Source organism: Cupriavidus sp. SHE, assembly GCF_000812445.1.
Classification (GTDB): Bacteria; Pseudomonadota; Gammaproteobacteria; order Burkholderiales; family Burkholderiaceae; genus Cupriavidus; species Cupriavidus metallidurans.
Genome location: NZ_JWMB01000049.1, coordinates 137,616 through 157,606 on the forward strand (window position 1 = coordinate 137,616; position 19,991 = coordinate 157,606).

The following is a 19,991-nucleotide window of genomic DNA, read 5'->3' on the forward strand; positions in this document are numbered from 1 at the left end:
TCGGCCAATAAGGTCGGAAACGTCGGAAAGGTTGGGTTGCTCCGACTGATCCTAGAAGAGCGTTGCCTGCGGCCGGACTTCGTGTCCGGCCGTTTTCATTTGGGCAGCCGGCTGGTTCAGGATCTGGCGAATCTGCGCCAGATAGCGCTCGCCCACGGCGCGATGGGTCTTGCGCGCTTCCTCGGCGAAGCTTCGGCGCGATGGCGCCCGGATATTGAGCAGCCGGCAGATGGTGGAAAGATAAGGCTTCTTCCCATCCGCCGCGACGCGCCGGGCGGCAGACATCAGGGCGGCATCGCCAATCCGGCCTCGCAGCCACACCAGTACCTGTCGGTCGTATTCGTTTTGCACACGGATCAGGTGTTCCATCTGATACCTCCGAGAATTCCTGGGACTGTTCATCCATACAGTTACTGTAAATATATACAGTGATCGGGAATTTTCAAGGGAGGCAGTATAGGGATCCTGGTCGTGGGGTGGCCGGCATCAGCCTTCGCCCCCCTTAACGTCCCGAAATAGGGGAGATAGCGGCAAATAGTGCCCATAACTGCCCTGCAGTCCAGTGCCATGAAGCTGGGGATCAATCGGTGTCGCTCAGAAATGGCGGGTTTCATGATTGAACTTATGAATTTCATTCCTGAAACCATCGCATCAAACCACTGCGATTGATATTTCCTGACAAATCAACGAGATACGCGCGGCGTTGCCTTGTGGCCCGCTTTTTGCGTTTTCGCCCCCAGCAGACGCACACGTGAATGCGCGCGCAAGTTGATCGTCAATCCCGCTCACCGTGCAGTGCCGACGGGCTGATCTTCGACTTCTCCGGCGAGGGCAGGACCTGCCCACCGCCGTCTTCTGACTTCTGGCCATCGCGTGTCCCCACGCCTGGCCTGTTCGCTTAGGTTGCATGCCCCATGGACTTCGCCCCGATCAAGTCGTTGTTGATTGCCAACCGTTCCGAGATCGCGATTCGCGTGATGCGGGCCGCCGCCGAGATGAGCATCCGCACAGTCGCCATCTACTCGAAAGAGGACCGGCTCGCACTTCACCGCTTCAAGGCCGATGAAAGCTATCTGGTTGGCGACGGCAAGAAGCCGCTGGCGGCTTACCTCGATATCGAAGGCGTTCTGCGGATCGCGCGGCAGGCCAAGGTCGACGCGATTCACCCGGGCTATGGTTTTCTGTCCGAGAACCCGGACTTCGCCCAGGCGGTCATCGACGCCGGCATTCGCTGGATCGGGCCATCGCCGGAAGTCATGCGGATGCTCGGCAACAAGGTGGCGGCGCGTAATGCGGCCATTGCGGCGGGTGTGCCCGTCATGCCGGCGACCGATCCGCTGCCGCTCGATCTGGCCGAGTGCAAGCGCCTGGCGGCCGGCATTGGCTATCCGTTGATGCTCAAGGCAAGCTGGGGCGGTGGCGGCCGTGGCATGCGGGTGCTGGAGAGTGAACAGGACCTGGAGCCTTCGCTGGCGGCGGCCCGTCGCGAGGCGCTGGCTGCGTTTGGCAACGACGAGGTGTACCTGGAGAAGCTGGTGCGCAATGCGCGCCACGTCGAGGTGCAGATCCTGGGCGACACGCACGGCAATCTCGTGCATCTGCACGAGCGTGACTGCACGGTGCAGCGGCGCAACCAGAAGGTTATCGAACGCGCGCCTGCGCCATACATGGACGCTGTCGGTCGCGCGTCACTGTGCGACGCGGCGCTGCGCCTGATGGGCGCGGTCGGCTATTCGCACGCTGGCACGGTGGAATTCCTGATGGATGCGGACACGAACAAGTTCTACTTCATCGAGGTCAATCCACGTATCCAGGTGGAACACACGGTCACCGAAATGATCACGGGGATCGACATCGTCAAGGCGCAGATCCGCGTCACGGAAGGCGGCCGGATCGGCATGACCGAAGACACGCTCGACGCGAACGGCGATATCACCACGCGCGCGGCGGGCGTGCCGCCGCAGGCCCAGATTCCGCTCAATGGCCACGCGCTGCAATGCCGGATCACGTCCGAGGACCCTGAGAATGGCTTCCTGCCGGACTATGGCCGACTCACCGCGTATCGCAGCGCGGCCGGCTTCGGGGTGCGCCTGGATGCCGGCACCGCCTATGGTGGCGCGGTGATTACGCCGTACTACGATTCCCTGCTGGTCAAGGTCACCACCTGGGCGCCGACGGCCGCCGAGTCGATCCGCCGTATGGATCGCGCCCTGCGCGAGTTCCGCATTCGCGGGGTGTCCTCTAACCTGCAGTTCCTGGAGAACGTCATCAACCATCCCGCGTTTGGGAGCGGTGACGTCACCACGCGCTTTATCGACCTGACGCCGGAGCTGCTGGCCTTCACGAAACGGCGTGATACCGCCACCAAGCTGCTGAGCTATCTGGGCGACGTCAGCATCAACGGTCATCAGGAAATGACGGGCCGCGCGGTGCCGCAGTTGCCGCTTCCGAGGCCTGTCCTGCCGGCTACCGACACCACCAGACCGCTTCCGCTCGGCACGCGCGATCGACTGCGCGAGCTGGGCGCGGAGAAATTCGCAAGCTGGATGCTGGATCAGAAGCAGGTGCTGCTGACTGACACCACCATGCGCGATGCGCACCAGTCGTTGTTCGCTACGCGTATGCGCACGGCGGACATGCTGCCGATCGCGCCGTTCTACGCCAGCGAGCTGTCGCAACTGTTTTCGATGGAGTGCTGGGGCGGCGCCACGTTCGACGTGGCCTTGCGCTTCCTGAAGGAAGACCCGTGGCAGCGCCTGGCGCAACTGCGCGAGCGCGTGCCCAACATCCTGTTCCAGATGCTGCTGCGCGGCTCGAATGCCGTCGGTTACACGAACTACGCGGACAACGTGGTGCGTTTCTTCGTCAAGCAGGCCGCCAGTGCCGGCGTGGACGTGTTCCGCGTGTTCGATTCATTGAACTGGGTGCGCAACATGCGCGTGGCGATCGACGCCGTAGGCGAAACCGGCGCGCTGTGCGAGGGCGCGATTTGCTATACGGGCGATCTGTTCGACGGCTCCCGTCCCAAGTACGACCTGAAGTACTACGTGGGCATTGCCCGCGAACTGCAACGCGCTGGCGTGCACGTGCTTGGCATCAAGGACATGGCGGGTATCTGCCGTCCCCAGGCTGCGGCGGCGCTGGTCAAGGCGCTGAAGGAAGAGACCGGGCTGCCCGTGCATTTCCACACGCACGATACCAGCGGCATTTCCGCGGCATCGGCACTGGCCGCGATCGAGGCGGGCTGCGATGCCGTCGACGGCGCGCTGGACGCGATGAGCGGGCTCACGTCGCAACCGAACCTGTCGAGTATCGTCGCCGCGCTGGCCGGCAGCGAGCGCGATCCCGGGCTCAGTCTGGACCGCCTGCACGAAGCGTCGATGTATTGGGAGGGCGTGCGCCGCTACTACGCGCCGTTCGAGTCCGAAATTCGCGCTGGTACTGCCGACGTCTATCGCCACGAGATGCCGGGCGGCCAGTACACGAACCTGCGCGAGCAGGCTCGCTCGCTTGGTATCGAGCATCGCTGGACAGAAGTGTCGCGCGCCTACGCCGACGTCAACCGGATGTTCGGTGACATCGTGAAGGTGACGCCTACGTCGAAGGTGGTTGGCGATCTGGCGCTGATGATGGTGGCCAACGATATGACGGCAGCGGATGTGTGCGATCCGAACAAGGAAGTGGCATTCCCCGAATCCGTGGTGTCGCTGTTCAAGGGCGAACTGGGCTTCCCGCCGGATGGCTTCCCCGCCGAGCTTTCGCGCAAGGTTCTCCGAGGTGAGCCGCCCGCGCCGTACCGTCCGGGCGACCTGATCCCGGCCGTCGATCTCGATGCCGTCCGCGCACAGGGTGAGGCGGCCTGCGAACAGCCGCTCGATGACATGCAACTGGCGTCGTACCTGATGTATCCGAAGCAGACGGTCGAGTACCACGCGCATGTGCGTGCCTATAGCGATACATCGGTACTGCCGACTCCGGCCTATCTGTACGGCCTGCAGCCCCAGGAAGAAGTGGCCGTCGACATTGCGGCGGGCAAGACGCTCCTCGTCTCGCTGCAAGGCACCCACCCCGACGCCGAAGAGGGCGTGATCAAGGTCCAGTTCGAGCTGAACGGCCAGTCGCGCACGGCCCTGATCGAGCAGCGCAGTACGGTCAGCGTGGCCACGGCCCGACAGGGCCGCCAGGTTGCCGATCCCGAGAACCCGTTGCACATCGCCGCGCCGATGCCGGGCTCGATCGTGACCGTGGCGGTGCAGCCCGGGCAGCGCGTGGCAGCCGGCACGACGCTGCTCGCGCTGGAGGCGATGAAGATGGAGACCCACATCGCGGCCGATCGCGACGGCGAGATCGCTGCCGTGCACGTCAAGCCTGGCGACCGCGTGGCAGCGAAGGATCTGCTGATCGAGTTGAAGGGTTAAAGGGTCGAAGGGGGCGGGCGCTAAAGGGAAGGGCATTCGGCCAGACGCAAAAAAGGCCCGCCAAGGCGGGCCTGCAATGACGAAGGAAACCTCCGTCGTGGAGCGTGTCTGGTATGTGCTTGCCGATCAGAAGCGATGGCGGATGCCGATGATCGCTCCGAACTGGTTCTGGCCCGCACCGACCTGTTCGGTGGCGGCCGTCAGCGTGGTCGCGTTGGCGTTCAGCGACGGGCCGAAGCCGGAAAGTCCCATAGCCGATCCGTTGCTGTTCTGGGCGTAGGCGGCAATGGCGTAGAGGTCCGTACGCTTCGAGAACGCATAGGTACCCGAAAGCACGAAGCTGTACGGATCGCCGCTGCTGTTGCGCACGTCGGTGTAGTAGGCTGCGCCGGTCACGGTGACCGCGGGCGTCACCTGGTAGCTCGCGCCAAGCCAGTACAGGTTGGTGCGCAGCGAGCTGGTGGCGAAATCGCCGTAATACCAGCGGTAGCCGGCAAAAGCCCGGCCACGGCCGAAGTTGTAGCTGGCGCCGATGCTGGCGCGGCGCTCGCGATTGTCATCGGTAGCAACGGTGCTGCCGCGCACTTCGTCGTAGACCACGCGCGCCGACAGCGGTCCCGCATCGTAGCCGGCCGCGGCCGACCAGTTGCGGCCAGCCTTGTAGTCGCCCGGAATCTCGCCACCGGCCTTGCTGTCGTAGCCGGTGCTGTAGAACAGCCCGTAGTAGACCGCGCCAAGCTTGCCGGTCAGCTTCAGCGAGTTGTCGGCCCGGCCCGACATCCACTTGTCGTGCATCAGCACCGAGTAGCGCGTAGCGATGGCCATCGGGTCATACGTGAGCGAGAAGTCATAGAGCACGGTCTGATGACGACCCAGCGTCAGCGATCCGTACTGGTTCTGCAGGCCCACGAATGCCTGGCGGCCGAACAGCCGGCCGGCTTGGTTGGCGTTGCCGGTGTCCAGGTCGAATCCGTTCTCCAGCGTGAAGATGGCTTTCAGGCCACCGCCAAGATCTTCGCTGCCACGCAGGCCCCAACGCGAGGTCGACAGGTTCCCGGCCGACAGGCGGACAACGCTGTTGCTACCGCCGGCGGTGTTCGGTACGTGGGTCAGGTATTCCACGCCGGCATCGACGACGCCATAGAGCGTAATGCTGCCGTCGGCGTGGGCCGTGGCGGGCAGGGTGGGCAGAATGGCCAGCGCGGCCAGGCAGGTTATACGGGTCTTCATGCTTCGTGATCCTTGTTATCAGACGCACGCACGCCTCCTTGCGGGCTCGGGCGCGGTGCGGCGTCAGGAATGTAACGAGAGGAGGCGAAGCAAAGAAGAGTGGAATCGGTGACAGTTTGTTCGTGGCTGTGAACAATGCCAGGCGCGTAGTCCGGTTGGGTTTCGAAACTAGTAGCTGACTGGCAGTTTCGATTTTCTCCTATGGACTCGTTGCGAGCCTTCCATTAAAAGCGCTTCTTGCGCCCTCATTCGATCATTGTCAGGAGCTTTTGCCATGCCGTGTGTTGAAGAGAGAACGGATGTCCAATCTGATTGCGCGACGGGGGTGCCACACCTTTTCGCGACCATTGACGCGCTTACCGATCGCGGCGGACGAGTCACCAAAGCTACGAGTGGCTTGACGATTGCAGGTCTGACCGTAGCGCGCGTTGGCGACGCGGTGACGTATCGTGATGGCAGTGAACTGGACAACGGTGACACCATCGCAGGTGGACGCAAGCGGCTCAGTATGGTGTCGTCTCGCGTCTTCACGGTCGGCAAGCGCTCGTCCGTCAATGGTTGATGAGAGGGCCCACATGATCCGCTATTTCCTTGCTCGCGGCGATCGCGCCGGGAGCGCAGTGATTGCCGAAGGCCTTGTGGACGTGACTTGTTCGAACCCGCCGCCTCGGGTGAATGTCGCCACGCTTTATATGAGAACCTACTGCACTGCTTGTAAGCAAGACGGCTTCATCGCGCCAAAAGGACCGCGCTGGCCCGGCACAGCATCCAATGGAAAGCAGTGGGCGCTGAGTGGCGACATCAATGTTTGTCATTGCAACCCGCCTCCGGTTTTCTACGCCAAGCGAGGCATGTCAATGTCGTTTACGGCCGAAGAGGCGGCTGCGCTCGTCGCTTCTCCTCGTCACCCCAACTGGGGCTCGCCAGAAGCAATAGCGAATACCGACGAGAATCTTGAGTGCTATTACGAAATTGTCGACGCGAGAACCGGTAATCCTGTCGAAGGGATGACCTACAAGCTTTCGAGCGACAGCGGGACGCTCGTCGACAGGACTCCGCTGACAGACGGCAAAACTCGGTCCTTTCCGGTGAAGGATCTTCCGAATCTCACTTTCGTGGCATGGCATGCGGGGGATGCACGATGAGCGACGCGATCAATAGGGATCTACGTTTGCTCGCCGCAATCGCCTACGGAGAAGCATCCACAGCCAACGACTCGGACGAAATCGGTGGAATAGCGTTCTCCGTTGCCAATAGGTGCCGCGCGTGGCGAGGGAAGACGGCATCCGAGTTGCGTGTCGTGGACCCAAACTATGCTTTTGCATGGAGCGGCTCAAACCAGCGTTTCAACAAATTGATGTCCACTCACGACGACAAGCTTGATGCGGACGCCGGGATAAAAGTTGCTGTTGAATGGGCTCGGAAAGCGTTGGCAAACGAAGGTCGGGATCCGTCGAATGGCGCGTTTTGGTGGGATGGTCTCGATTTCAAGACTGAGTTCGCGACCCATCCGAAGGCGCAGATAGGATTCAAGTGGGGCGACCCGTCCCACAACATTTTCGGCGTGCCGGAAAACAAACGCTTGTTCGTCAAGCGATGGCGAGTCGTGAACAAAAGAACTGGGAAAATTGTTGATGGGGCCGAACGAGGCCGCTACGACTCGGTATGGGTTTCCACGGCTGCCCATGGCAGCACGATTTTTTGGACCCTGAATCCAGACTACGTGAAAGCGACGGGAGCGAAAGCGTACCGATGAGAATTGCGACGATGCTGGTGGTGGCCTTTGCCACTCCACCAAGCAGCGTTTACGCTGCACAGTCTTACGACAGCTATGATGCGTTTTATTCTTCCCAATCGGGGGCAGTGTTTGATAACCCGGTCTCCGTTGACGCTGACCCTATCGAGCAAAACGCCGGTGTGGTCTATTCCTACCCAGGTAAGCCAGGTATTTTCACGAAGCTGCAGGCTAGAGTAGATCGGAGAACGCTAAGTATCGAACTCTGGAAAGATCGAATGGTAGTTAACGGCAAAGGCTATCGTTTTGTGACCGCCAAAGCGTTTCCAGGAGAGCATGTGTCGGAGATTCCTCCGGAATCTGCCAAGATATTCGTTGCGATGCGTACACACACCCATCCGCCTCTTCTTTGCGTGGAAGGACATGCCAACGCATCAGGCGAAGCGGGAAGTCGATACACGCAGATCTCCCTCTTGATAGACCCGTTAGCTCGCAAGCCGACGTTCCTGCATCTGCCAAGCTTGCTTTCGTCGTGTCAGGCCGTGAGGATGTTGAACGATGGGAAACTGGCATTTCCAAAGAACAGCTACCTATATGACGAGATGCAAAAGGCACGCGTGGGCCTGCTGATGTCGTACTTCACGTTCTTGGACCGGCGCTTCGTCCCGACTTTGAACGAGATCCGGCTCCGATTTGCGCTGCCGGAGATACCGTTTCAGTTTTCCGTTCAGGAGTAGCGCTGGCTCGATCAGGCCTATCGGCGAATTGCTATACCGGGTCGGGTCGAAGCGTCATGCGCGGCGCATCGACGCCACGCATGACTCTAACGATGTCCGCTACTTCTTCAGCAACGGGCACTGCGACTTCGAAGGCGGAATGAACGCCTGGTCTCCAGGCACCGTGGCCAGTAGCTTGTAGTAGTCCCACGGATACTTCGATTCCTCGGGCTTCTTCACTTCGAACAGGTACATGTCGTGCACCATACGACCATCCTCTCGAATGCGTCCGTTTTTTGCGAAGAAGTCGTTGATCGGCGTGGCTTTCATCTGCTTCATGACCGCCGCGGTCTCGTCGGTACCGGTTGCCTGCACAGCCTTCAGGTAGTGCGAGACCGATGAGTAGACACCAGCCTGGCTCATGTTCGGCATCTTCTTGACCTTCTCGAAATACCGGCGTGACCACGCGCGCGTGGCGTCGTTCATGTCCCAGTAAAACGCCTCGGTCAGCACCAGCCCCTGCGCGGTCTTCAGGCCGATGGCGTGGATGTCGTTGATGTAGAGCAGCAACCCGGCCAGCTTCTGATTGCCGTTACGTGTCAGGCCGAACTCGGATGCGGCCTTGATCGCGTTGACGGTGTCACCACCGGCGTTGGCCAGTCCTACCACCTGTGCCTTGCTGGCCTGGGCCTGCAGCAGATACGAGGCGAAGTCGCTCGTATTGAGCGGATGCCGGGCGGCGCCCAGCACACGGCCGCCGGCCTCATTGACCACGGCGGTGGCCGATTGCTGCAGGGTATGGCCGAAGGCGTAGTCGGCCGTCAGGAAGAACCATGTCTTGCCGCCACGCTCGACCATGGCGCGCGCGGTGGTGTTGGCCAGCGCGTAGGTGTCATACGCGTAGTGGACGGACACGGGCGTGCACAGGTCATTCGTGATGCGCTCCGTGCCGGGGCCCGAGAACACCACGATCTTGTTCTTTTGCTTGGCGACGTCCAGCACGGCCAGCGCGGGCGCCGATGCGGCCACGTCGAGGATCGCGTCCACGTGATCCTGATCGAACCATTCGCGCGCCTTGTTGGCGGCGATATCGGCCTTGTTCTGGTGATCGACCACCACCAGTTCTATCTTCTTGCCAAGTACCTTGCCGCCGAAGTCGTCGATCGCCATCTGCGCGGCGGCGGCACTACCGCGCCCGGTGACGTCCGAGTACAGGCCGCTCATGTCGAGCAGTAGCCCGATCTTGACGACATCGTCGGAGATACCGGGCTTGGGCTGCGCGTGGACGTGCGCGGCCACGCTGGTGAATGCCGCCGTGACCAGTACCGCGGCAGCGAGCTTTTGTGCTTTTGTTTTCATGCGTCTCCTCCTTGGTGTTCGGGTGTCCTTTCGGGTTCCTCTGGTTTCCGCTCTCCCACGCGTGGGAGAGCGGAGCAAGTCAGACCGTCGCGATCGGTGTCGTCGGTGATCCCACAGCGCCCGGCAGCCTGAGCGGTGGCGCGGTCAGCATGAAGCGGGTGCGACGATGCGCGCGCAGCCAGTCGGCCAGTTCGCGCAGATACCAGAGTTCGCCAAGCGGCAGTCCCAACTTGAACAGGCAGTGATGATGCAGCGGCAGCAGCGGGTGGGTTTTCGCGTCGGCCGGCGCCGGGCGTGCCGGATAGCGTTCGACGGCATAGTTATCCGCGATCAGCGCGGCGATGCCGGCATCGGTGATCCAGTTGAGCAGGCGGTCGTCGCGCCCATCCAGGGCGCAGCAGCTGTGGTGCAGCACATTCTCGTCGGGCTCGCGTTGCATCGACAGCACCACCTCGGCAAAGCCGGTGCGCAGCAAGAGCATGTCGCCGCGTTCCACTTCCACCTGGTGTGCTTCCATCGCCCGCATCAGGTCTTCGTAGCCCACATTGCGGTATCCGGTGCCGTAAACGTCGGCCAGATCGACCAGCACGCCGCGGCCTTGCATGCCCTTGACGGCGAAGTTCTCGATGCCGAGCGCATCGGCGTGGCTGCCGTGGCCGTGGCCGCAATCGTGGGCTTCGAAGTGGTCATCCTCGGCGTAGTCCACGGGTCCAACGATGTCGGCATTGGCCCGGTAGCCGTTGTAGTAGACCCGTTCCGGACGGCCATCGCTGTCGGCGTCGAACAGCGCGCCAACGTGGGCCAATGAGTCCCACTGCGTCGAATACTGCAGACACAGCAATACCTGATCGTCGCTGATCACATCGGTGGCGGCGGGGTCCACCTTGGCCAGCGGGAAGTTCAGATAGGGGATGTCGTCGCGGAATGTCGGGCGCAACTGAGGCGGGTGGCGTCGCGGATTGAGCTTGTTGCCACCAGGGTAATCGAGCGGTAGTGAGAGGCAGAAACTGATGCCTGCCTGTATCTCTTTCGCTCCTCTGATCACCTGCTCGGGCCCGATCAGATTGACGCGGCCGAGTTGATCATCGGGCCCGAATTCGCCCCAGTTGGAGCCTTCTGGACGCTGCTTCCAACGCATGCTTCGTGTCTCCTCTTGTTGAATTGATGCTTCGCCTTGATAACCGGCAGGGTCTCGCCATGTTGCGCGTTTATAGACGAAAAGGCGACGCAAGATCATTTTGCGTCGCATCAAAACTATGCGGAGGGGTGGCAGCGCAGGGCGGAATCCGGGAGGCCCGGAAAGCAAAACGCCGGTCTCGTGGACCGGCGTTTCGACAAGGTGACGGTGCTTGCAGCGTCTGTGGCGCGTCAGGTGGGGTGATCTTCCGCGCGAGCGCCAGCTGCGGAGTCGAGTAGTTGTTGCTGCTTGAGCAGCGGGTCATTCTTGAGTACCCAGCGGGCACCGAAGGCCAATGCAACGATGCAGGCCAGCATATACGCAACTATCGCAGTGAGAGTAAGCATGATCTTCACAGGAAGCGGTTGCGACCGCATTGCCAGCGTTCGGAACATGATTTGATCATGTAAACGTGGCGGGCCGGATGGGAACGGATTGTATGTGAGAGAAGACCTGAATCCGGCCGGAATCCGCCTGAAATTTTCTGTATGCCGATCTAAGCGCATTTAATATCGGCGAAATATACGATGCGCCCAGGTTCGGAATCTCCACGGCGGGGCGGCGAGGCTGCCGTCCCGCGACCCATCCGAAGTCAGAGGAAACATCCTATCTGGAACTGCGTCGCACGGGCGGCGTTCACCGCCTCACGGTAGCGGTCTGCCCGGCTCCAGTATTCGGTGTGCTCCATGGCCCATTCCGTGCCCCGGATCTGGTAATCGAGAACGCGGCACTGGTTCCAGAACGCATTCATCAAGCGCCAGTCCTGCTCGGCGTCACGTTCGTCCCAAGCCTGGATCTGCTGCGAAATCTGCGCCTGATGTTGCAGGTAGGCCATCTCCGCCTGTCGTGCCTTGGGTGTGGCGCGGGGGACGGTGATCACGCTGCCGCGCATGGTCCGCGTAGTGTTGGTGTAGCCGGCGGGGCATGAGGGCGTTGCCGTATAGAGCGTGTCCTGGCTGCTTTCACACTTGGTGACGGCAGTCGCGGCGCCCGCTCCTGTAGCGGTCAGCGTCAGCAACATCACGGCAAAGAGTCTGGACATGATGGCGCCTCCGATGCATCTCAATGCCATCAATGTAGGCAGCGCGCCGGCGTACCGCCAAGACCGGCGTGGTATCCAGATATTTCAAGCGATGGCGGCGGTTTTGCGGCGCCGCAGCAAGATGCCTGCCGGGCCGTTACAGCCCACCAGGCAACAGGTGCCAGATACCTTCCACCTCGCGTGCCAAGCCGTCGGCCTCCAGCTTGCGCAGATGTGCCAGCAGCGAGCGTTGGGCGATCGGATGCTTGCCCGGAGGCACGTCGTCGTAGACGCTCGCCAGCAGCGTGGCGAGATCCGTCGGGGCCAGCGCGCGCAGCGCGTTCATGACCTTGGCTTCACGTTGCTGGCGGTGCCGGATCAGCAGGCGGATCGCGTCATGCGGCCGACCCATCAGGAAGCCATGACCGGGGGCAATCCACTCGATGTCCTCGTCGAGCAGCGCCCGCAGGGACCCCAGGTATGCACGCATATCGCCATCGGGCGGGTTGATCACGACGGTCGAGCCCTGCATTACGTGGTCGCCCGTGAACAGCGTCTTCTCTTCCTCGAGCAGATAGCAGAGATGGTTCGATGCATGGCCCGGGGTGTGGACGACGCGCAGCGTCGTCTGGGGCCCAAGGGCGATACGGTCGCCGTGACGTGGCATGTGGTCGGGCGCGAAGGTCGCGTCCTGCCGGTCGGTCGCGGCCGTGACCAGCCCGATGACCGGCGCGCCCGTGGCGGCCCGCAGTCGCACGGCGCCCGGCGAGTGGTCCATATGCGTGTGCGTGGCGAAGATCCATCTGACGGGGCCTGGCGCGGCGGCCATGACGGCGTCGAAGTGGGCGGGATCGTCGGGACCCGGGTCGATCACGGCCCAGGTGTTGTCTGCTCCGGCCACGAAGTACGTATTGGTGCCCGGCCCGGTCATGACGCTGCCGTTATTGGCCGTCACGCGCCAGACGCGATCGGACAGTTTTACGGCATGGCCCGGCTCCAGCGCGTAGCGGCCGTGCCCGGCGCCATCGGGGTCGATGCGGGAGATTTCCGCATACGGTGCCTCTTCCGGCATCACTGGGCGCTGGCCCTTCGGTCCGCTCGCCAGACGTGGCATGACCAGGGGGATGTTGCGCTGCTGCTGCGCGAAATCGAAGCAAGTCTGCGCGTTCTGGAAATGCGCGATCGACTGCAGGATCCTGCGCGTGGCATTGACCAGCGTGAAATTGCTGGCCGGGTCGATAGCCTCGGCCGGACGCAGCCAGCGGTGCTCCACGGCTTCCACACCGTCGTGTAGAGCGGTCTGGCCAGAGGGCAGCATGGCCATGAAGAAGCGCGTGTCGAAGCGCTTGGGCAGTCCGGGTGGCGTGAGCCAGTAGGCGCTGTACGCCAGTCGGTCGACGGCCAGCCGCAACCCCAGCATCTCGCAAACGTGCGCCAGCCCCTTGCCACCGTAGCCGGCCGCCTCGCGCAACTGGCGGCGCACGCTTTCCGCCAGACTGTCGAGCTGCACCAACTGCCCGCGTGTGTCGTAGGCGAACAGCAGGTTGGCTTCCTCGAACGCTTCTCGCACCGCGCATAGGTAGTAGTCGAGTCCGTTCGCCGCGACGCTGAGCCGCGCGCTGGCGGCCGAGTCCTCAAGTCCGCTGCACAGGCTGTGCAACGTGGCGTCCTGCGGGTCGAGCGTGCCGCCGGGAAACACGAAGGCGCCGGCGCTGCGATCGTCGTCGCGCTGCGGGCGGCGCATCATCAGCACCTCCATGCCGCGTGTTCCGTCACGCAGTACGAGCATGCTGGCGGCGGCACGCATGGCCTTGGAACGGGCAACCGGGGAAGTGGGATCGGGGAGGGTGGTGGACATGATGGACTGCGCGGGAAGTCTCTGCGGATTCTTGTTCTAGGTCGCCAAGCATACCTCAGCGAATGTGCCGGGAACCGTGAAACTAGGGAAGTTACTGGGGAAACAGCGTCATTTGCCCAGTCAGCAATGTCTCGAAATCGTCGTCCAGAAACGGCAGGATCGCATCGGCAATCGGCTGCAACTGTCGTGTGACGTAGTGCTCATAGTCGATGGGCGATGCGCGTGTTTCCAGTGGTTCGGGGCCGGCCACCGTCATCAAGTAGCTGATCCAGCCACCGCGCTGGTACTGGCGCGGCCTGCCGTGCAGTACGTTGTACTCGTCGGCGATGCGTGCCGCCCGTACGTGCGGTGGCACGTTGCGCTGGTATTCGTCGAGCTGGCGGCGCAGGCGCTTACGGTAGATCAACTGCTCGTCGAGTTCGCCGGCGAGCGTGCGGCGCACGGTGTCGCGCACATAGTCGCGATAGGGCTCGCGGTTGAAGATCTTCGCGTAGAGAGTCTGCTGGAACTGCTGCGCCAGCGGTGACCAGTCGGTGCGCACGGTTTCCAGGCCCTTGAACACCATCTCGGCCGTGCCGTCGGCGCGCATCACCTGGCCCGCGTAGCGCTTCTTGCTGCCGAGATCGGCGCCACGGATGGTTGGCATCAGGAAGCGCCGGAAATGGGTCTCGAACTGCAGCTCGAGCGCGGACTCCAGGCCGTAGGTCTGCCACAGATGATCTCGCCACCAGTCGTTCACGTACGCCACCAGGCTGCGGCCGATCTGCGCGGCGTCGGCCTCGGACCGCGCGCGACGCAGCCACACGAACGTGGAGTCGGTGTCGCCGTAGATCACCTCGTAGCCCCGGGCCTCGATAAGCGCGCGCGTCTGGCGCATGATCTCGTGGCCGCGCATCGTGATCGACGACGCCAGTCGTGGGTCGAAGAAGCGGCAGCCGCTGGAGCCCAGGACGCCGTAGAACGCGTTCATGATGATCTTGAGCGCCTGCGAGAGCGGCTTGTTCTTGTCTCGCTTGGCGGCTTCGCGGCCCTGCCACACGCGTGCAACGATGGCCGGCAGGCAGTGCTTCGTGCGTGAGAACCGCGCGCCCCGGAAGCCGGGCACCGAGTCGGCATCGTCAGGGTGGGCCAGGCCCTCGACCAGCCCGATCGGGTCAATCAGGAAGGTGCGAATGATCGACGGATACAGGCTCTTGTAGTCGAGCACGAGCACCGATTCATAGAGTCCGGGGCGGGAATCCATGACAAAGCCGCCGGGGCTGGCTTCCGGCGCCTTCTCGCCAAGATTAGGCGCGACGTAGCCCTGCCGATGCATCAGCGGCATGTAGAGATGCGTGAAAGCCGCGACCGAACCGCCAGTACGATCCGCCGGCAGGCCGGTCACCGTCGCGCGTTCCAACAGGAAGGGGAGCAGCTCCGCTTTCTCGAAAATGCGCGTGACCAGTTCGCAGTCGCGGAGGTTGTAGCGGGCCAGTGCGGGCTTGTCTTCGGCGAACATCCGGTCGATCGCATCCATGCGGTCGTACGGATTGTCGATCGCCTTGCCTTCGCCCAGCAACGTCCGGGCCACGGATTCGAGACTGAACGACGGGAAGTTCCAGGTGGCCGAGCGAAGGGCCTCGATGCCGTCGATGATCAGCCGGCCTGCCGCTGCCGCGAAGTAGTGCTGCTGCTGGTTGTGCTCGCGCCACTCCAGTTCCGCGCCGCCACGACCCAGGCGCAGCGGAATCTGGTACTGGCGCGCGTGTTCGCGCAGCACGCGAAGGTCGAACTGCACCAGATTCCAGCCGATGATCGCGTCGGGATCGTGGCGAGCCAGCCAGTCATTGAGCGCCTCCAGCAGCAGAGGACGGGTTGCGTGGTATTCGAGCGCGAAGTCGATATCCGCCGCTGGCTGCGCGGGAGTGGGGCCCAGCATGTAGACCTGCCGCTCGCCACAGCCCTCAAGCGCGATGGAATAGAGTTCGCCGAACGCATTGGTTTCGATGTCGAGCGAGACCAGGCGCAGCTTGGGCCGGTAGCCGGCCGCCGGCTTCATCTGGGCGTCGCGCAGCACGCCGTCCGCGCCGGGCTGGCCGTCGAACCAGACCGGGGCGGTGATGAACCGCTCCATCAGATAGCGCTCGGGCGGGCGGACGTCGGCCTCGTAGACGCTGACGCCCGCGTCGCGGAGCGCCTTTTCAATCCGCATGAGCTGACGGTGCTGGTCGCAGTAGATCCCTATCACCGGGCGTCGCTGGAAGTCCTGCAAGTTCAGCGGGCGGAACTCGACATCGCGCTCGCCGCGCAGCAGCGCCTCGGCCGTCTCGCGTTGCGCGGCCGGTATGAACGCCGTGGATGGCTGCCGGGGCAGGCGCAGTCGGCGCGGGCCCTCATCGGTGGCGAGCCAGAACTCGACTTCCGTGCCTGCGGGCGTGTCGCGCCAGTGACGGGTCAGGAGAAAACCCTGCTGTAGTGCCAACTTCGAAACCTTCGGGGGCCTGTATCTGGCGGGAATTCTAGCGGACGGACCGAACTTAAATCACAACACGAATGATTTCACTTGCCTGAGGCGCCAAACGTGGGTGATATCGGCGATTGTGAACGGCTAGGCGGATGCATGGAGATGATGGATTCACTGATACCACAGGGAGTGAAGCGAAGCAGCGGCGGCAGGGTGCCCGTCGTGCTATGGATCGCGCTGCTGTGGTGGCTGACCATGCCTTTCGCCACGTGGGCTGCCGAGGCGTCCACGTCACCTGCGGCGCCACCCGCCGATCTGGTGCTGATGAACCTGCCGGTGGTGACGCTACGCGCGGAACTTGGAGGCACGCCCCCCGCGGTGCGGGTCGCCCGCGCGCAGGAGCGGTTCGACAAGCTTGACCGGCGCGAGCTTGCCGAACCCGTGACCCAATTGCCGGGCCGACTGGGCAACGTATCGGGGGTGGCAGTGCAGGTCGGTAACCGCATCCTGTTCTCGGTCGTCGATGGCGATCTGGACCCCGAACAGCCAGGGCAGACCGTGGAGTCCGTGGCTGCCACGGCTGCCGCGCAACTCCAGACTGCGCTAGATGCTCGCCGCGACCAGTTGCACTGGCCCACCATCCTGCGCGGCACAGGCTACTCGCTGGCTGCGCTGCTGCTCCTGCTCGGTCTGTTGTGGTCCATCGCGCGCGGCCGGCGTCGCCTTGATCTGATGCTCCGCCGCGCGTTGGAATCACGCTTGCGCACGCGGACGTCGGGTCGTTTCGACTGGTCCGGCGCGCTACTGCAGCTTGCCAACAGCATCGCACAGATCGTCGGCGCGGCGCTGATCGCGCTACTCATCTTCCTGTGGCTCGATTTCGCGCTCGAACAGTTCCCGCTGACCCGGCCGCTGGGCCAGCGCATGGGGGCGTTCCTGCTCGGCCTGCTGGGGCATGTCGGCACGTCCATGCTAGACGCCGTCCCGGGGCTGGTGACCGTGGCGGTCATCCTGCTTATCACACGTGCCGTGCACAAGCTGGTGGCCGCGATCTTTATTGCGGTGCAGCGGGGCCAGGTCACGGTGCCCGGCATGCACCCGGAAACCGCCGGCGCTACGCGGCGCATCGCGTCGACCGTGGTCTGGGCGCTGGGGCTGACGTTTGCGTATCCGTACATTCCGGGCTCGCAGAGCGATGTATTCAAGGGCTTGTCGGTGCTGTTCGGGTTCATGGTGACGCTGGGATCGGCAAATATCGTCAACCAGATCATGAGCGGCATGGTGCTGGTGTATTCGCGCGCGCTCCGGCGCGGCGACATGGTTGATATCGGCGGCACGATCGGCACAGTGACGTCACTGGATTCGCTGTCGGTCAAGATCGTCAACGTGCGGCGAGAGGAAGTGACGCTGCCGAACGCGGTGGTGGTCGGCAGCGCGATCCACAATTACTCTCGCCGGGGTGGTTCGGAAGCGAATGTGGGCGCGCTGGTCTCCACGTCGGTCACCATCGGCTATGACGCGCCATGGCGCCAGATTCACGGCATGTTGATCCGCGCGGCCGCCACCGTGCCGGGGCTTGGCAACAATCCGCCCCCTTACGTGCTTCAGCGTGGACTGCAGGACTTCTACGTCGAATACGAACTGTTTTGCTCGATTGACGACCCACGGCGGCGCTTCGAGCTCCTATCGGTCCTGCACGCGGCGATTCAGGACGAATTCAACCGCAACGGGGTACAGATCATGTCCCCGCACTACATGGACCAGCCCGCCGCGCCGGTGGTGGTATCGCCAGACAATCAGTACGCGGCGCCAGGCGCGGAGAAGACGTAGCCGTAGTCCCTCAGCCCGTCAGCGGGGGGATTTCAGCAAGGCGCCATGGAACACGACTGGCCCGCTCGGTCCATCCGGATTGGTGGACCCGCCGAGTGGCTCGATGCTGACTGCCAGGGTCGGCACGTTGGCGGGCAGCGTGGCCAGCGGCAGGCGAACCTGGCGCGCGCGGCCAATCACGCCCAGCGACTGAGGCTTGCCATCCACGGGGAGCGCCCAAAGCTGGAAGACCTGCTGGTTTGTCAGCGTCAGGTCGTCGAGCCTGCGAACCACCAGGGCGGGGCCAGTTGGATCCCAACTGACCAGCATGGCAGCCCGGGATTGTTGCGACTGCAGCAAGGCAACCACTGTGGAGGGACTGGGCCGTCGCTCGGGCCCGAGGCCTATGGTGGCAATAACGGCGATCAGCGCGATGACCGTCATCGCCGCCGTGGCGCCACGCCAGAAGCTCGCGGCCTGCCAGACGTGACGCCAGCCAGTCGTGCGTGTCGGCTGTGCCTCGGCGGGATCGGCTTTCCAGCCTAGCCGTCGCTCGATGCCGCACCAGACGGCTTCTACGGGAACGGCCCGCGCTTGCAGTTCGGCCACCCCAGCCAGTCGTGCCTGCCAATGGGCAATCGCCACGCGCACGGCGGGTTCCTGACGCGCCATTTGCTCCATGCGGCGGCGCGCGCCACCGCGCAGCACGCCCAATGCGTACTGGGCGGCCATGCGGTCGAGCAGGGCAGGGTGGCGCGCAAGATTCATGGCGTGGCCTCCAGGCAGGCGCGCAGCTTCTCCAGACCACGGCGGATCCACGATTTGATCGTGCCCAGCGGCACGCGCAGCCGCGCGGCCAGTTCGGCATGGCTGAGGTCCTGCAGGTAGGCCAGCACTACCGCCTCGCGCTGCGGGCCGTCCAGGCGCTGCAGGCAACGGTTCAGCGCGCGGGCTTGCTCGCTGGCCTGTGCCAGTTCGGCCGGGCCATCGTGTTCGTCTTCGAGATCGGCTTCCGGGGTGTCCTCCAGGGAAGCGGCCGATGCCAGCCGCGCCGCATGCGCCCGGCGCAGGCAGTCGAGCGCCCGGTTGCGCACAATCGTCGTCATCCACGTCATCGGGGCGGCCACTTGCGGTCGGTAATCGGCGGCGTGGTGCCAGATGCTGACAAAACTCTCCTGCACCACGTCCTCCGCCCAGTCACGTCTGCGAGTGATACGCAGCGCGAGGCCGAACAGTTTCGGAACGACCTGATCGTAAAGCGCGCGCAGCGCCAGCCGATCCCCCAACGCCACCCGGCCGAGCAATACATCAAGCCCCGTGGGTGCGTCGGGCAACGAAGAAGGAGGTTCCGGGGACAGGGCCACGCGGCACTCCAGGCGGATGGGGTTGGCGGGATTATAGGCAGCAGGGAGTCAGCGGTGCATCCGCCGGGTGGATGGCTGCGTATAAGCCGATAACGCCCGGGCAACGTGTTTCGCCCGCCAGCGTTCATCGCCCAAATCAAGGAGGGTTCCCATGAAAACCAAGCCTGACCTGTCTTTGCCGTTCGCCGGCGTCGCCTGCGACGCCGACCTTGCTCCCAATCTGGTCCGCCGCGGCTGGCTCAAGGCACCGGGTGCATTCGCACTGGGGTCGCTGGCCGTGATGTCGCTTGGCGAGGCCATGCCCGCCTGGGGGCAAACGCATTCCACCAGCACAAAGGACGACATCAATATCCTCAACACGGCACTTGGCCTGGAGTACCAGGCGATCGCCGCTTACCAGGTGGGCGCCGAAAGCGGGCTGCTGCAGAAGCCGGTGCTCGACACCGCCGTCAAGTTCCAGACGCACCACAAGGCCCATGCGGATGTGCTGGCCAACACGGTGATGAAGCTGGGCGGCACGCCGGTCAAGACCCGGAAGGCCAGCGAATACAACTTTCCGGCTGCGGATCTGAAAACCCAGGCCGATGTCCTGCGGTTCGCCGCCGGGCTGGAGAAGGGTGCTACTGCCGCCTACCTGGGCGTACTGCCGAGCTTCCACAACCGGGAACTCGCCAAATCCGCCGGCAGCATCCTTGGCGATGAGGCCATGCACTGGGCGGTTCTGCTGAGCGTGCTGGGCGAGGACCCAGTGCCGGGGGCGTTTGTGGGTTGACGAGGGGGCGGGGGTGAGTGGCCCGACCTGTCACAGGTTGCGCGAGCCATCTCACGTAAAAGGGGCGGAGGATCTGTCGCGTGGAAAAG

17 protein-coding genes are annotated in these 19,991 nt (G+C 63.4%); 7 read left to right on the forward strand and 10 right to left on the reverse strand.

Annotated features, from left to right (window positions below; genetic code table 11):
• Positions 1-51: 51 nt before the first annotated feature.
• Positions 52-369, reverse strand: coding sequence for a hypothetical protein (locus RN01_RS23710; protein ID WP_008650745.1), 318 nt, complete (start codon positions 367-369; stop codon positions 52-54).
• A gap of 545 nt (positions 370-914) precedes the next feature.
• Here RN01_RS23710 and RN01_RS23715 point away from each other — a divergent pair.
• The gene (locus RN01_RS23715; RefSeq protein WP_024569747.1) at positions 915-4,418 is read left to right on the forward strand and encodes a pyruvate carboxylase; all 3,504 of its coding nucleotides are present in this window, start codon (positions 915-917) and stop codon (positions 4,416-4,418) included.
• A 126-nt stretch (positions 4,419-4,544) separates the two neighbouring features.
• Here RN01_RS23715 and RN01_RS23720 read toward each other — a convergent pair whose 3' ends face one another.
• Complete coding sequence (locus RN01_RS23720; RefSeq protein ID WP_011516367.1) at positions 4,545-5,648, reverse strand: porin; 1,104 nt, start codon at positions 5,646-5,648, stop codon at positions 4,545-4,547.
• 274 nt (positions 5,649-5,922) lie between these two features.
• Here RN01_RS23720 and RN01_RS35075 point away from each other — a divergent pair, with 274 nt between their 5' ends.
• Genes RN01_RS35075 through RN01_RS23730 form a run of 4 tightly spaced genes read left to right on the forward strand, consistent with a single transcriptional unit; the run spans position 5,923 to position 8,120 of the window.
• Positions 5,923-6,210, forward strand: a complete 288-nt coding sequence (locus tag RN01_RS35075) for a PAAR domain-containing protein (RefSeq protein ID WP_326998544.1) — start codon at positions 5,923-5,925, stop codon at positions 6,208-6,210.
• Between the two features lie 13 nt (positions 6,211-6,223).
• Positions 6,224-6,793 (forward strand): hypothetical protein, encoded by a 570-nt coding sequence (locus RN01_RS33280; protein ID WP_029700163.1) that lies wholly within the window; start codon positions 6,224-6,226, stop codon positions 6,791-6,793.
• Entirely contained in the window at positions 6,790-7,404 is a 615-nt protein-coding gene (locus RN01_RS23725) for a hypothetical protein (RefSeq protein ID WP_017512274.1), read from the forward strand. Before RN01_RS33280 ends, RN01_RS23725 begins: the two co-directional genes overlap by 4 nt.
• Entirely contained in the window at positions 7,401-8,120 is a 720-nt protein-coding gene (locus tag RN01_RS23730) for a hypothetical protein (protein WP_017512275.1), read from the forward strand. The genes RN01_RS23725 and RN01_RS23730 overlap by 4 nt, the downstream gene beginning before the upstream one ends.
• A 99-nt stretch (positions 8,121-8,219) precedes the next feature.
• Here the strand turns inward: RN01_RS23730 and RN01_RS23735 are convergent, their stop codons facing one another.
• From RN01_RS23735 to RN01_RS23760, 6 genes are all read right to left on the reverse strand, one after another.
• A complete protein-coding gene (locus tag RN01_RS23735) occupies positions 8,220-9,458 on the reverse strand; it encodes an ABC transporter substrate-binding protein (RefSeq protein ID WP_017512276.1) in 1,239 nt (412 codons plus the stop codon).
• Between the two features lie 79 nt (positions 9,459-9,537).
• On the reverse strand, positions 9,538-10,596 hold the full coding sequence (locus RN01_RS23740) for a cyclase family protein (protein WP_017512277.1): 1,059 nt from the start codon (positions 10,594-10,596) through the stop codon (positions 9,538-9,540).
• Positions 10,597-10,826: 230 nt separating this feature from the next.
• Positions 10,827-10,982 (reverse strand): hypothetical protein, encoded by a 156-nt coding sequence (locus RN01_RS23745; protein WP_223277318.1) that lies wholly within the window; start codon positions 10,980-10,982, stop codon positions 10,827-10,829.
• Between the two features lie 245 nt (positions 10,983-11,227).
• Complete coding sequence (locus RN01_RS23750; protein ID WP_017512279.1) at positions 11,228-11,677, reverse strand: hypothetical protein; 450 nt, start codon at positions 11,675-11,677, stop codon at positions 11,228-11,230.
• Positions 11,678-11,813: 136 nt separating this feature from the next.
• Complete coding sequence (locus tag RN01_RS23755) at positions 11,814-13,514, reverse strand: MBL fold metallo-hydrolase (RefSeq protein ID WP_017512280.1); 1,701 nt, start codon at positions 13,512-13,514, stop codon at positions 11,814-11,816.
• A gap of 91 nt (positions 13,515-13,605) precedes the next feature.
• Positions 13,606-15,975, reverse strand: coding sequence for a DNA polymerase II (locus RN01_RS23760; RefSeq protein ID WP_024569745.1), 2,370 nt, complete (start codon positions 15,973-15,975; stop codon positions 13,606-13,608).
• A gap of 171 nt (positions 15,976-16,146) precedes the next feature.
• On the opposite strand from RN01_RS23760, the gene RN01_RS23765 reads away from it, so the two are divergent.
• Positions 16,147-17,787, forward strand: a complete 1,641-nt coding sequence (locus tag RN01_RS23765; RefSeq protein ID WP_223277319.1) for a mechanosensitive ion channel family protein — start codon at positions 16,147-16,149, stop codon at positions 17,785-17,787.
• A gap of 18 nt (positions 17,788-17,805) precedes the next feature.
• Here the strand turns inward: RN01_RS23765 and RN01_RS23770 are convergent, their stop codons facing one another.
• Positions 17,806-18,534 (reverse strand): anti-sigma factor domain-containing protein, encoded by a 729-nt coding sequence (locus RN01_RS23770; RefSeq protein WP_024569743.1) that lies wholly within the window; start codon positions 18,532-18,534, stop codon positions 17,806-17,808.
• Positions 18,531-19,130 (reverse strand): RNA polymerase sigma factor, encoded by a 600-nt coding sequence (locus RN01_RS23775; protein WP_024569742.1) that lies wholly within the window; start codon positions 19,128-19,130, stop codon positions 18,531-18,533. Before RN01_RS23775 ends, RN01_RS23770 begins: the two co-directional genes overlap by 4 nt.
• 151 nt (positions 19,131-19,281) lie before the next feature.
• On the opposite strand from RN01_RS23775, the gene RN01_RS23780 reads away from it, so the two are divergent.
• Positions 19,282-19,902 (forward strand): ferritin-like domain-containing protein, encoded by a 621-nt coding sequence (locus RN01_RS23780; protein ID WP_024569741.1) that lies wholly within the window; start codon positions 19,282-19,284, stop codon positions 19,900-19,902.
• Positions 19,903-19,991: the final 89 nt, after the last annotated feature.